The sequence below is a fragment of the Streptomyces spongiae genome, assembly GCF_009377185.1.
In the GTDB taxonomy this organism is placed as follows: domain Bacteria; phylum Actinomycetota; class Actinomycetes; order Streptomycetales; family Streptomycetaceae; genus Streptomyces; species Streptomyces spongiae.
Map to the genome: position 1 here is coordinate 17496 of NZ_VJZC01000070.1, position 12146 is coordinate 29641.

At 72.3% G+C, this 12146-nt stretch carries 14 protein-coding genes; 7 read left to right on the plus strand and 7 right to left on the minus strand.

The window, feature by feature from the left end; all coding sequences use genetic code 11:
* From FNH08_RS13205 to FNH08_RS13235, 7 genes are read left to right on the plus strand one after another with little or no spacing between them, the layout of a single operon-like run.
* The gene (locus tag FNH08_RS13205; RefSeq protein ID WP_152771667.1) at positions 1–858 is read left to right on the plus strand and encodes an SAM-dependent methyltransferase; all 858 of its coding nucleotides are present in this window, start codon (positions 1–3) and stop codon (positions 856–858) included.
* Positions 855–2300 (plus strand): FAD-dependent oxidoreductase, encoded by a 1446-nt coding sequence (locus FNH08_RS13210; protein ID WP_152771668.1) that lies wholly within the window; start codon positions 855–857, stop codon positions 2298–2300. The genes FNH08_RS13205 and FNH08_RS13210 overlap by 4 nt, the downstream gene beginning before the upstream one ends.
* Positions 2300–3424: a hypothetical protein gene (locus tag FNH08_RS13215; protein WP_152771669.1), complete on the plus strand. Its 1125-nt coding sequence runs from the start codon at positions 2300–2302 to the stop codon at positions 3422–3424. Before FNH08_RS13210 ends, FNH08_RS13215 begins: the two co-directional genes overlap by 1 nt.
* Positions 3421–4161: a DUF6182 family protein gene (locus FNH08_RS13220; protein WP_152771670.1), complete on the plus strand. Its 741-nt coding sequence runs from the start codon at positions 3421–3423 to the stop codon at positions 4159–4161. The genes FNH08_RS13215 and FNH08_RS13220 overlap by 4 nt, the downstream gene beginning before the upstream one ends.
* Positions 4162–4163: 2 nt before the next feature.
* On the plus strand, positions 4164–4820 hold the full coding sequence (locus tag FNH08_RS13225) for a substrate-binding domain-containing protein (protein WP_152771671.1): 657 nt from the start codon (positions 4164–4166) through the stop codon (positions 4818–4820).
* On the plus strand, positions 4817–5608 hold the full coding sequence (locus FNH08_RS13230; protein ID WP_322724388.1) for an alpha/beta fold hydrolase: 792 nt from the start codon (positions 4817–4819) through the stop codon (positions 5606–5608). Before FNH08_RS13225 ends, FNH08_RS13230 begins: the two co-directional genes overlap by 4 nt.
* The gene (locus FNH08_RS13235; RefSeq protein ID WP_152771672.1) at positions 5602–6453 is read left to right on the plus strand and encodes a class I SAM-dependent methyltransferase; all 852 of its coding nucleotides are present in this window, start codon (positions 5602–5604) and stop codon (positions 6451–6453) included. The genes FNH08_RS13230 and FNH08_RS13235 overlap by 7 nt, the downstream gene beginning before the upstream one ends.
* Before the next feature lie 140 nt (positions 6454–6593).
* On the opposite strand, the gene FNH08_RS53960 is transcribed toward FNH08_RS13235, so the two are convergent.
* The 7 genes from FNH08_RS53960 to FNH08_RS13265 all read right to left on the minus strand — a co-directional run bounded on the left by FNH08_RS53960 (position 6594) and on the right by FNH08_RS13265 (position 11963).
* Positions 6594–6734: a zinc-binding dehydrogenase gene (locus FNH08_RS53960; RefSeq protein ID WP_152771682.1), complete on the minus strand. Its 141-nt coding sequence runs from the start codon at positions 6732–6734 to the stop codon at positions 6594–6596.
* 12 nt (positions 6735–6746) lie between these two features.
* Entirely contained in the window at positions 6747–6881 is a 135-nt protein-coding gene (locus FNH08_RS53050; RefSeq protein ID WP_265579767.1) for a hypothetical protein, read from the minus strand.
* Positions 6878–7351, minus strand: a complete 474-nt coding sequence (locus FNH08_RS13245; RefSeq protein ID WP_152771673.1) for a zinc-binding dehydrogenase — start codon at positions 7349–7351, stop codon at positions 6878–6880. Before FNH08_RS13245 ends, FNH08_RS53050 begins: the two co-directional genes overlap by 4 nt.
* A gap of 161 nt (positions 7352–7512) precedes the next feature.
* Positions 7513–8517: a TAXI family TRAP transporter solute-binding subunit gene (locus FNH08_RS13250; RefSeq protein ID WP_152771674.1), complete on the minus strand. Its 1005-nt coding sequence runs from the start codon at positions 8515–8517 to the stop codon at positions 7513–7515.
* Complete coding sequence (locus FNH08_RS13255; RefSeq protein ID WP_152771675.1) at positions 8514–9905, minus strand: sensor histidine kinase; 1392 nt, start codon at positions 9903–9905, stop codon at positions 8514–8516. The genes FNH08_RS13250 and FNH08_RS13255 overlap by 4 nt, the downstream gene beginning before the upstream one ends.
* Before the next feature lie 27 nt (positions 9906–9932).
* Entirely contained in the window at positions 9933–10592 is a 660-nt protein-coding gene (locus tag FNH08_RS13260) for a response regulator transcription factor (RefSeq protein WP_322724389.1), read from the minus strand.
* Positions 10593–10613: 21 nt separating this feature from the next.
* Positions 10614–11963: an MFS transporter gene (locus tag FNH08_RS13265; RefSeq protein WP_152771676.1), complete on the minus strand. Its 1350-nt coding sequence runs from the start codon at positions 11961–11963 to the stop codon at positions 10614–10616.
* Positions 11964–12146 lie beyond the last annotated feature (183 nt).

The window sequence follows — 12146 nt, forward strand, 5'->3', positions numbered from 1 at the left end:
ATGACCGACCTTCTGAACCCGGTGGAGCGGACCGCCCTGCTCACCGCCGCGCTTCGGGCCGCCGAGACCCGGCGTGAAGACCGCCTCTACGAGGACCCCTACGCCGCCCAGTTCGTCGGCGACGCCGGCCCCGGGCTGCTGGCCGAGATACGGGCCGCGACCTTCCCGCCGGACAGGCCGCGCGACTTGCCCAGCACCCCCGACTACAACGCGATCCGCACCCGGTTCTTCGACGACTTCCTGCTCGCCGCCGCTCAGGACCCGGACATGACCCAGATCGTGCTGGCCCCGTCCGGCATGGACTCCCGGGCCTACCGGCTGAAATGGCCCGACCACATCCGCTACTTCGAGGTCGACCGGCCGGCCGTACTGGAGTTCAAGGCCGACCGCATCCGGGGCGTCACCCCGCAGGTGGACCATCGCGCCGTCGCCGTCGACCTCACCGCCGACGACTGGGAGAAGCGGCTCGTCGACGCGGGGTACGATCCGTCGCTGCCCGCCACCTGGCTGCTCGAAGGGCTCCTCTACTACATCCCCGAACCCGACACGCATCGCATGCTCGAGCGCGTGGCGGCCCTCTGCACACCCGGTAGTCATATCGCCGCCGACCTGGTCAACGCCGCCGCCCTGTCCCTGCCGCACATGCGGGGGCTGCTGGACGTCTTCGCCCGCTGGGGCTGTCCTTGGCGCTTCGGCAGCGACGAGCCCGAGGCGCTCTTCGAGCAGTACGGCTTCGACGTCGAGGCCACGCAGCCGGGGGAGCCGGGTGCGGACTTCGGCCGCTGGCCGGATCCCGTCCCGGCCCGTGACGTCAAGGACGTCCGCCGGGTGTTCTTCGTCCACGGGCGACGCCGTTGACCGCGCCCGCCGTGGTGGTCGTGGGCGGCAGCGTCGCGGGTCTGGCCACCGCCCTTGCCCTCGCCGAACGGGGCTTCGCGGTACGGGTCCTGGAGCGCTCCGCGCCGCCGCCGGAAGGCCCGGCAGGCAAGGCCGCCGAGCTCTGGCACCGTCCCACCGTCGCGCAGGGCGACCACTCGCACGTCCTCACATCGCTCGGGGTGCGGGTGCTGCGCCGGTCGGCCCCGAGCCTGCTGGAGACGGTGCTGGAGGAAGGCGCGCGGCTGCTGGACCTCACCCGGGTGGCGCCCGCCGGCGCGGAGCACCGTGCCGCCACCGACGGAGAACTGGTGGCTCTCGCCGTACGCCGTCCCGTCCTCGACCTGCTGCTCCACCGGGCCGTGGCGGCTCTGCCCCGGGTCACGGTCGACCACGGCGTCGCGGTGCGGGGCCTGCTCCTGGACCCGTCCGGCTCACGGGCCCGCGGTGTGCTGACCGACACCGGCGCACAGGTGCCCGCGCGGTTCGTGGTGGATGCCACCGGGCGCGGGGCCGCCACCCGCTCCTGGCTGCGCAACGCCGGCCTGCCGGTGGGCGACGACCTGACCGGTCCCACGCACCTGCGCTGCTTCACCCGCTTCTACCGGCTGACCGCGCCTGACGGCCCCCCGCCGGGACCGCTCAACCGCGGCAATGCGGCCGGTGGCATCTGGGACCACTACGCAGCCGTCGTGCATCCCGCCGACAACGCCGTCTTCGCCATCACTCTCGGCGCGCTCACCTCCGACCCGGCCACCACGGTGCTGCGCGAGCCGGCGGCCTTCACCGCCGCCGCCCGGCTCTCCCCGTACGTGACGCAGTGGACCGACGAGCGGGCCGCGACGCCGCTCACCGGCGTCCGGGCCATCACCATGCCGCCCAACATCCTGCGCTCCGTGATCCGTCCCGGGCGGCGGCAGGTGGCCGGGCTGTTCCCGGTCGGGGACGCGGCCTGCGTCACCGACCCGCTCTATGGACGCGGCATGTCCCTGGCCCTGGAGCACGCCTTCCGGCTTGCCGAGGCACTCGACTCCCATCCAGCGGTGGGGGAGTGCCAGAGCGAGGTGGCCGTGCGCCTTGCCGACGAGATCCATCACCCCTGGTACGAGCAGGCCGTCCATGACAGCCGGGCCCGCGTCGGGTTGTGGCGGGCCAGGGCCGACGGCACCCCGCCACAGCCAGTTGCCCCCGCGGCTCCGGGCCGTCCCGCCCTCCCCGAGCTGGCGCGTGCCGCCGCCACCGACGCCACCGTCTGGCGTGGTCTCACCCGCGTCCTGATGGGCCTGGACAAACCCGCGGAGGTCTTCGACGACGCCGCCTTCCGGGACCGGGTGCGCGGAGCCCCTGACGGCTCCGTGCTCACGGGCCCTCACCCACCGACCCGGCGGGAGCTACTGACGGCCCTCGACGCGGGGGTGGAGTGATGGCAGGGGAGCGCCGCAGGGTGTTGCTGGCGCCGATCACCGTTACCCCGTCCAAGCCGCTGACCCCCAGCCACCTCAAGGGCCTGCTCTGGGCGGACGTGATGTTCCGGGCCACGGCACCGCTGGCCGACGTGACGTACCGATACAGCCACACGACGTACCACCCGACCGAACAGACGCTGGGTTTCTGGGAGTTCCTCGACCGAACCCAGGGCGACACCGACTACGAGACCCTGTCCGAGGAGGAGATCGGCGAGCTGTACGTGCACTACCGGGCCGAGGGGAAGCCGCTCACCGCCATGGACGTGCGCCCGTACGCCGAGGCCGTCGAACGCGCGGGCTATGTGCACCCCGCCGGCACGCGCGTGCTGCGGCTGTGGACCCGGCACTACGAGCGGCTCGGCCTGCACGACCCGGGACTGCTGGCATGCCAACCGCCCGGATTCGGGCTGGAGGAGATGATCGAGGACCTCGTGGCGGGCGGCCTGGGGCTGGACCAGCGGGACGTGGGCGGCCCCGTGTACCTCGACGCGACCCGCTTCGGCCTGCCGTTGCGCCAGATCGTCACCGCGGACGGACGCCCGAACTACCTCGCCTGCGCACTGCGCGAACTGTTGCCGCTCACCCCCCGCTACGACGAGGTCGTGGTGCTGTACGACCGTGAACTCGACCCCGACTACCAGCTCCTGGAGCGGGTGCTCACGGCCAAGGGGACCACGGTCCACCGGGCGCCCGTTGGCAGGGTGCCGATCGACGGGAAGATCACCTCCGCCCGGCACGGCGGCTGGCACGATCACACCGTGGAGGTGCTGCTGCGCTCCCTCGGGGGCGACCAGGACCCGGCGGTGCTCCGGCTCGGTGTGCGTCTGTACTTCATCGCCGTCCTCGGGCCCGGACAGCAGGAGTCATTCCGGCACGACCTGCTGCGCAAGAGCCTGGCCCGCGCGGAGCGACTGCTGAGCCGAGCCGAGGAGAAACCACAGGACCCGGGCGCACTGCCCGCTCTGCTGGAGCGGCATCGACGAGGTCATACCCACGTCGATCCGTACCGGCTCACCTCGTCGCTGCTCGGCCGCGGCCCTCGGGTCCCGGCCGGCGACCTGCTGACCACGGTGTACCTATGACCCTCAGCCCCGAACTCCTGCTCGCCGTCGCCGCCGACAGGTTGCGTGCGGCACGCCCCGAACTCGCCGCCCGGCTGGACCTGTCCACTCCCGAGGCCCTGCGCGACGCCAAAGCCGCCGTCGCCGGCCGCGAGGCGGACGATGTGGCCGACAGCGCCGTCGTCGTCGCCGTCATCAGCGGCTTCCACCTGCCGACCTGGGTGCACGAGACCTGCCGCTTCGCGCTGTCGGTGCCGGCCGACCTCGCCGTGGCCTGGCGGCGCTCCTTCACCCGCACGCTGTTTCTGGCGGGGCGGCCGGACAACCTCACAGAGCGGTTCCCCTTCGACCACATCGCCGACGACGCCTCCTCGGCCTGGTCCGGGCCCACCGCAAACGAGGCCACCACCGCCCTGCGCCGACTGCTCCGGACGTTCAGCGGCACGCGTGAACTCTCCGCATGGGCGCCGGTCACCATCGACGTGGCCGGGCCCGCCGCGCCGAGCAGCCGGCCCGTCCACCGCGACCTGTACATCGCCACGGCGAGAGTCACCGTCTCCGACGTGCTCGTCCAGGTGAACCACCTCCTTGCCGAGGCGGTACTGAACGGGCTGATCCGGCCTGGGGACAGGCTCACTCTGCGTTCCGTTCCCCATCTGTCCGGCCTGACCGCGCCACTCGCCGCGCTGCGCGTCGACACCGACGCCCACAGCCCCCACGTACTGCGGGCCTACGCCGCGCTGACCAAGGAGACCTGAACATGCCCGACCCTCTCCCCACCGCCGTGCCGACCACTGTGCCCGGCGCCACGCGTCCCGTCCGCCTCGGCATCCACGGCTCACCGCACCTGGCCACCCGGGTCCTTGCCTCCGCTGGCCACGGCCCGCACGAAGTGGAACTCGTCCCGTACGACGTTGCCGAGCCGTTCCGCCCGCTGCGCGACCGCACCCTGGACATCATGATCGTCAAGTACGGTCTGCGGGAACCGGACATCGCCTTCAGCCGGCCCGTGGCCTTCGATCACCGCGCGTTGATCGTCGGCACGAACCATCCCCTCGCGGACCGCGACATGGTGTCGGTGGAGGAGGCCGCGGGCTACGACTGCTTCGGCTGCCCCGGCGACTTCCCGCCGTACGTCTGGGACAAGGTCGTACCGCCCCGCACCCCGTCGGGTACACGGATGCGCCGCGTCCACCGGATGACGACAGTGGAGGCGATGATCGACACACTCGCCGCAGGCCGAGCCGTCCACCTGTCGTTCCAGTCGCTGGACGCGATCCTTCCGCCGCACATCAAAGCCTTGCCCGTGCGCGACCTGCCGCCCGCCCCGGTGCACCTCGCCTGGCTGCGCGACACGGACCTCTCGTCACAGGCGGCCGCTCTCGTCTCCGACGCCGAGCGGAGCGCCGGGCGGTGACCCGGATCGAGAACGTCCCCGTCGTCCTGCTGCACGCCCTTCCGCTGGACTCAGCCATGTGGCAAGCCCAGGCTGCGGCATTGCGGGCACGTGGCCACACCGTCATCACGCCCGACCAGCGTGGCTTCGGCCGTACCCCGCTGGGCACGGCGCCCCCTTCGCTCGACACCGTCGCGGACGACCTCGCCGCACTGCTCGACAGGCACCGCATCGGTTCCGTGGCGCTCGCCGGATGTTCGATGGGCGGCTACGCAGCGATGGCCTTCCTGCGCCGCCACCCCCACCGGGTCCGGGCCCTCGCTCTGCTGGCCACCCGGGCGGGGGCCGACCGGCCCGAGGAGGCCGCCGAACGCATCCGGTTCGCCGACCTGCTGCTCGACGACGCCAGCCGCGACCAACTCGTCGCCCACACCACGCCGCTGCTGCTCGGCGCGACCACGAGAACCCGCCACCCCGACCTGGTCGAGCGGGTGACGGCGATGGCGGCGACCGCCGCCCCCGAGTCGGTGGCCTGGGCCCAGTGCGCCATCGCGGCCCGCCCCGACTCGCTGTCCGTCCTGTGCGGCGCCGACGTGCCGGCCGTCGTCCTGGCCGGGGACGAGGACGAACTCGTGGCCGGCGACGAGGCGGCGACCATGGCCGAGGCCCTGCCGCGAGGGCGGTTGGTCACCATAGAGGCGGCCGGCCACCTTCCGCCGCTCGAGGCTCCCGATCGCGTCTCCGAGCTCCTCATGGCACTGGTCGACGCCTCTGCCACGGAGGAGCGGAACGGAGAAGGCGCATGCTGACAGGGGATCACTCGTCCTGGGGGTACACCGCGTCGACCGGGCTGGGCTTCACCCACGAATCGATCGTCGACGCGCACTTCGAGGCCTGCGCGCCGCACTACCGGGCGGCGCTCGACCAGGTCGGCATCCGTTCCGACTGGCATGTGCTGGACGCCGGCTGCGGTACCGGTGCCTTCCTGCCCTGGCTGGCCGATCTGGTCGGACCCACGGGCCGTGTGTCGGCGATCGATCTCGCCGCAGAGAACGCCGAGCTCGCCGCCGCGCGGATACGGCACCGCTCCCTGGGATGCGCCATCGACGTACGGCAAGGCGACATCCTCAACCTGCCGTACGCGGACGACACCTTCGACGCCGCCTGGTGCGCGAACACCACGCAGTACCTCGACGACGACGAACTCGCGAGGGCACTAGGGGAGTTGACCCGTGTGGTGCGCCCGGGCGGGATTGTGGCGGTCAAGGATCTCGATGCCTCCCTGATCACTGTGCGTCCGGCGGATCCCTTCCTGTTCACGGACTTCTTCCGGTACGCCGCTCGCACCCCGGGTTATGCCCGGCAGTTGCTGCGCACCCGCGATCTCCGTCGCCATCTCGACCGGGCCGGGCTGGTGTCGGTGCGGCAGCGGACCATGCTGATCGAACACCACGCGCCGCTCGGGTCGGCCGCGCTGCGCTTCTACACGCTGGCCTGTGCCCGCATCGCCCGGCAGGCCACCGACCTGGGCCTCGAAGGAGGCTGGAAACCCTTCCTGGACCCTGACGGTTCGGCCAACCCGCTGCGGGACCCGCAGGGTTACATCAGCGAGGGCAACACCGTGGCCGCGGGCATCGTCCCGCCAACCGTGTGAAAGGTCTCTGTCGGCAGCGCCGGGGCACCTTCGTCTTCGGTCCAGGCAGCCCGTGAGGGCGCCGGGACGTCATGTCAGACCTCGAAGTGTTCCGCGCGCAGCTTACGGAGCCCTGCGAGGTTGCTTGCTGGGCTGGAAGGTCAGTTCACCCACGGCAGCAGCACCAGCTTTCCCGTGCTCTGGCGGCCTTCGAGGAGCCGGTGTGCTTCGGCTGCTGCCGACGGAGGAAACTGACGGCCGAGGTCGAGTCGGAGCCGCTCCGCGCGGACGTGCTCGGCCAGTTCGTCGAGCGCCTACCTGAGTTCCGCGCGGGCGTAGGCCTGGTAGTAGTGGAGGCCGAAGAAGCCCACGGTTTGGTTCATCGCGAGTCGGCCTGCGCTGATCTCGGCGGCGAAGTCGACGACCGGTAGCTCTCCGTTCGCGCTCACGTACACCGCTGCGCGCCCGCGGGGTGCCAGGTCGGCCAGGGTCTCACTGAACATGTCACCGCCGCCGCTGACAGCGCCGCGTCCACCCCCGGCTTCCGGTGAGGCCGCCGCACTTCGGCATTCCACCGCGGCTGGGTGTGGTCGACGACGGCGTCCGCGCCCAGATCGAGGACCAGGTTCCGCTTCTCCGGTGTGCTGGCCGCGCCGATGATCTGGCCCGCTCCCATGATCCGGGCGAGTTGCACCGCGAGGGAGCCGACCCCGCCCGCGGCGGCGAGGATCAGGATGGAATCGTCCTTGACCAGCCGAGCTCCGTCGCGCACCAGGAAGTACGCGGTCAATCCCTGAATGAGCAGCGCTGTCGCGTCGGCGTACCTGTTGCCGGGCGGCAACGGAAACGCGTTCTCGGCCGCCGTCGCGACGTACTGGGCATAACAGCCGGAGCGCTGCGCACTGATGATTCTCGCCAAGTTCCTGGCCGAAGCGCGGAATCATGCCAACCGGCAGATCGAGGTTTCCATGTAGCGGTGGGAGGAGCCCACGGGCGATGCGGAGGGTGCCTGAGTTGGACCTTGGCCCGGAAATGCCCCGGCACTGCTGGTCAGAGCTGGGATACCGGTGGGCGGCGTCGTTAGCCGTGCAGTTCGCGGTAGGCGGCGATCGCCCCCGGATGCAAGGGGACGGCGCCCGTGGATATCAGGCTGCGGGCGTCGAGGAACTGGGTGCCGAGGGCCGGGGCGGGGACGAGGCGGGTGGCCCGGCGGACCAGGACGTGGGTGAGGGCGGCGGCGACGGGGACCGGGAGGTCGGGGCGGCAGAGGAGGAGATTGGCGACGCCGATGGTGGGGACTTCGGGGGTCTTTCGGTACGCCCCGGCCGGCACCGTCACCGCCTCCAGACCCGATCCTGCCGTGCCGAGGTCGGCACGCAGCCCGGGCAGCAGGCCGGACAGGGGGAGCAGGCGGATGCCGGGGCGGGTGTCGAGCCCGGACAGCACGGGGAGCGGGACGCCTCCCGCGACCAGCAGGGCGTCGATCGCGCCGGCCCGCATCGCGCGGGCCGCCTGCGGCATCAGCAGATGCCGGACCCGTACGTCGGTACCGGGGGTCAGGCCCGCGACGCGCAGCAGACGGTCGCCGAGCACGGCACCGCCGGACGCGGGCGCGCCCAGCGATACGGTGCGGCCCGCCAGGTCGGCCACGGTGTGGATGGGTGCCTCGGAGCGCACGGCCAACTGGACGTAGTTCTCGTAGACCCTGCCGATCGCACGCAGCGGAACGCGGCGCTCGAACGGCGCGGTGCCGCCGTACGCCGCCCACGCGATGTCCGACAGGGCCGGCGCCACGTCGGCCCGGCGCGCCTGGAGCAGCCGTACGTTGTCCACGCTTCCCTCGCTGCCCGCCACTTTGCAGGACAGACGGGGGTAGGCGGCCGTGACCTGGGTGGCGAGCAGTCGGCCGAAGGCCGCGTAGAAGCCGTGGGTCTCGCCGGTCGCGATCCGCAGCTCTCCCTGCGGGCCGCTGTCGGCGGCCCGTGTGTCGGACGCCGCGACGCCTGCGAACAGGCCGGTGCCCGCCGCGCCGAGTGCGGCGCGCAGGACGGTACGGCGGGTCGTGGGGCGGGCGGGGCCGGTCATGTCGTGTGCCCCTTCGGGAGTACGACCCGGACGCGCAGGCCGTGCGGTTCGGCCGCCGTGAACTCGACCTGTCCGGAGTGACCGGCCACCAGCCGTTCGGCGATCGCCAGGCCGAGGCCGCTGCCGCGCACCCCGCGGTTACGTTCCGAGCGCCAGAAGCGGGTGCCCGCGCGGGGGAGTTCGCCCGTGGTCAGGCCCGGGCCGTTGTCCTGTACTTCGAGCACCGCGTCCGGGCCCTCGGTGAAGCAGCGTGTCTCCACGCGCGCGCCGCTCCCCGCGTACTTGATCGCGTTGTCGAGGAGGATGTCGGCCACCTGAGCCAGCTCTCCCTCCGCGCAGGCCGTGAGGACGGCCGGGCCGGGGACGAACTCCAGGTGGACTCCGGCCTGTTCGGCCACCGGCTGCCACAGCCGGGCCTGGGCCGCGGCGACCGCCGTCGCGTCGCAGCATGCTCCCCGTACGTCCGTGACGGCCAGTTCACCGGCGCGGTGCTCGGCGTTCGCCAGAGTGAGCAGGTCGTCGAGGAGATGCTCCATGCGTTCGAGTTCGGCCGTCACTCCGGTGTAGGTGCGGGTGGCGGAGGTGCGCAGGTGGGGCTGGAGCGAGTCGATGCGCAGCCGCAGGGCGGCCAGGGGGTTGCGCAGTTGGTGCGAGGTGTCGGCGACGAGCCGGCGCTGCTGTTCCAGCGCGGTGGTGACCGCGTCGGCCATGCGGTTGAAGCCGGTGGCCAGCTGACGCAGCTCCGGCGGGCCACCGGCCCGCGCGTGCTCGGGCGGCAGCCCGGCGGCCAGGGTGCCGACCGCGCGGTCGAGGCGGTGCAGCGGCCGTACGACCCACTGCGTGGCCCGGCGGGCGAGCAGCACACAGGCCACGGCGAACAGGCCGGCGCCGGCCAGGACGAACGCCCAGCGCAGGGCGATGTCGTCCGCGGCGGTCCGCACCGAGGCCCGCAGCACCACGGCACCGGACACCCTGGTGCCGGTGCCCACGGGCCGGGCGAGCAGCCGGTCGGCCCGGGTCCAGGGCCGCAGCGTCCCTCCGGGCGAGACGGGCTGGTTGCGCAGCGCCGCGTCGACGAGCCGCGCGACGGCCGCGTCGGTGGCGCGCAGCCCCCCCGTCTGCACCACCGGGGCGCGGCGGGCGTCGACGACCACGACGGCCTCGCCGTACAGCTCGGTGTAGCGGCGCACGTCGGCGCTGAGCGCGCCGGTGTCGTCGCTCTCGGCGGCCTGCTCGGCCAGCCCGGCGAAACGGTCGAGGTCGGCGGTGCGTGCCGCGACCAGTTGCTGGGTGCGCTGCGCGGCGGTGACGGCCAGCAGCGGGGCGGCGAAGCCGGCCACGGCGAGGACCGTGAAGGCCAGGACCACGGTGAGGACACGGGTGCGCATGAACAGGGCCTGCCGTCAGGGACCGGCTCAGTCGCCGAAGCGGTAGCCGAAGCCGCGGATGGTGGTCAGCACCTCGGGGCGGCCGAGCTTGGCCCGCACCTGGGTGAGGTGCACGTCGAGCGAGCGGGACACGGCGAGGAAGGCGTCGCCCCACACCTCGTCCATCAGCTGCTGGCGGCTGACCGCCGTGCCGGCCCGGGCCGCCAGTGCGGCGAGGACCTCGAACTCCTTGGTGGTCAGCCGCACCTCCGCACCGCCGACCGTCACCCGGCGGGCGTCGAGGTCGACCTCGACGTCGGCGACGCGGACGGTGCGCGCCGCCGGCGCGGCAGGTGTCGTGACGCGGCGGGTGACGGCCTCGATGCGGGCCAGCAGCTCGGCCAGCCGGACCGGCTTGACCAGGTAGTCGTCGGCGCCCAGCCGCAGGCCGCGCACCACCGACCGTTCGTCGCCCCGCGCGGTGAGTACCACCACCGGCAGGGCGCTGACCGCGCGCAGCTTGCGCAGCACCTCCAGACCGTCCAGGTCGGGCAGGCCGAGGTCGAGCAGCAGCAGGTCCGCCTGCCGGTGACGGGCGAGGACGTCCTCGCCGCGCCGTACCCGGGCCGGCACGTGGCCGTTGTCGTACAGGGCCTCGGTCAGCGCGCCCGCCACACCGTCGTCGTCCTCGGCCAGCAGCACCCGCACGGCTGCCTCCTTCCCGTCTCGTCAGTCGCGAGTCCGGGAAACGTCCTCGTCCAGCGGCGACGCGTCGGATGTCTCGCGCATCCGAATGTAGACGAGCAGCGAGATCAGGACACAGGCGGTCACGTAGTAGAAGTACCAGTTCTCGTGTCCGGCCTTCTTGAACCAGAGGGCGACGTACTCGGCGGTCCCGCCGAACACGGCGACTGTCAGTGCGTACGGCAGGCCGACGCCGAGCGCCCGGATCGACGTCGGGAACAGCTCGGCCTTCACCACCGCGCTGATCGAGGTGTACAGGGAGCTGACGGCCAGCGGCACCACCATGAGCAGGAACGCGTACACCGGGTCGCTGGTGTGCGACAGCAGCGTGAGCGAGGGCACCACCACCACGGTGCCCAGAGCCCCGAACGCGATCAGCATGGGACGCCGCCCCACCCGGTCGGAGAGCAGACCCATGACCGGCTGGAGCACGACGAACACGAGCAGCGCGAAGAAGTTGATCCAGGCCGCCGTCGGCTTGGGGATGCCGCTGGTGTTGACCATGAACTTCTGCAGATAGGTGGTGTACGTGTAGAAGAACAGCGTGCCGCCCATGGTCAGCCCCACGACGACCAGGCACTGGCGCGGGTAGGACAGCAGCAGCCGCAGGCTGCCGCGGGCCGGGCCGCTCTGCTCCTTCTCGCTCTCCGACGCGGCGCGCTCGAAGCTCTCGGACTCGTCCATGCCGCGCCGCAGCCACAGCACGATCACCGCGCCCGCGGCGCCGACGACGAACGCGATCCGCCAGCCCCAGGACTCCATCTGCGCGGGGCTGAGCACCTGCTGCAGGACGATCTGCAGGCCGAGCGCCGTCAGCTGTCCGGCGATGAGGGTGACGTACTGGAAGCTGGAGTAGTAGCCGCGGCGGCCGGGCGTGGCCACCTCGGACATATAGGTGGCGGAGGTCGAGTACTCACCCCCCACCGAGAGGCCCTGCAGCAGCCGAGCGGTGACCAGGAGTATCGGCGCGGCGACCCCGATCGAGCCGTACGACGGGGTCAGCGCGACGATCAGCGAACCGGCCGCCATGAGCATCACCGACAGAGTCAGCGCCGCGCGGCGGCCACGGCGGTCGGCGTAGCGGCCCAGGACCCAGCCGCCGATCGGCCGCATCAGGAAGCCGACGGCGAACACCGCGGCGGTGTTCAGCAGCTGGGCGGTCTGGTCGCCGGAGGGGAAGAAGACGGAGGCGAAGTAGATGCTGAACGCGGTGTACGCGTACCAGTCGTACCACTCGATCAGGTTGCCGATCGATCCGCGCACGATGTTGCTGACGACCCTGCGTTCGTCGCGGCGCGGCTTCCGCGCACGTTCGGTGGTGGTCTGTGTGGCCATCGGAACTCCCTTGTCTGCGGCCCGGGAGCACACAGAGTCGACGGCGCGAACGGGGTCGCTCAATGTCGGGAGCCAAGTCCTTACAGTCCCTTAGGGCTTACCCGGTGCCGAGGCCGGGGCATCTGTCGTTTCCACCCGCCGGCGCCGTGTCCGGACGCACGAGGGCCGCGCCCGGGTGGGCGC

What these genes read in the sequence shown, in the direction of transcription:
- FNH08_RS13205 (WP_152771667.1), top strand. Translation starts at nt 1, where the DNA reads ATGACCGACCTTCTGAACCCGGTGGAGCGGACCGCCCTGCTCACCGCC.
- FNH08_RS13215 (WP_152771669.1), top strand. Translation starts at nt 2,300, where the DNA reads ATGGCAGGGGAGCGCCGCAGGGTGTTGCTGGCGCCGATCACCGTTACC.
- FNH08_RS13220 (WP_152771670.1), top strand. Translation starts at nt 3,421, where the DNA reads ATGACCCTCAGCCCCGAACTCCTGCTCGCCGTCGCCGCCGACAGGTTG.
- FNH08_RS13225 (WP_152771671.1), top strand. Translation starts at nt 4,164, where the DNA reads ATGCCCGACCCTCTCCCCACCGCCGTGCCGACCACTGTGCCCGGCGCC.
- FNH08_RS13235 (WP_152771672.1), top strand. Translation starts at nt 5,602, where the DNA reads ATGCTGACAGGGGATCACTCGTCCTGGGGGTACACCGCGTCGACCGGG.
- FNH08_RS13250 (WP_152771674.1), bottom strand. Translation starts at nt 8,517, where the DNA reads ATGACCGGCCCCGCCCGCCCCACGACCCGCCGTACCGTCCTGCGCGCC.
- FNH08_RS13255 (WP_152771675.1), bottom strand. Translation starts at nt 9,905, where the DNA reads ATGCGCACCCGTGTCCTCACCGTGGTCCTGGCCTTCACGGTCCTCGCC.
- FNH08_RS13265 (WP_152771676.1), bottom strand. Translation starts at nt 11,963, where the DNA reads ATGGCCACACAGACCACCACCGAACGTGCGCGGAAGCCGCGCCGCGAC.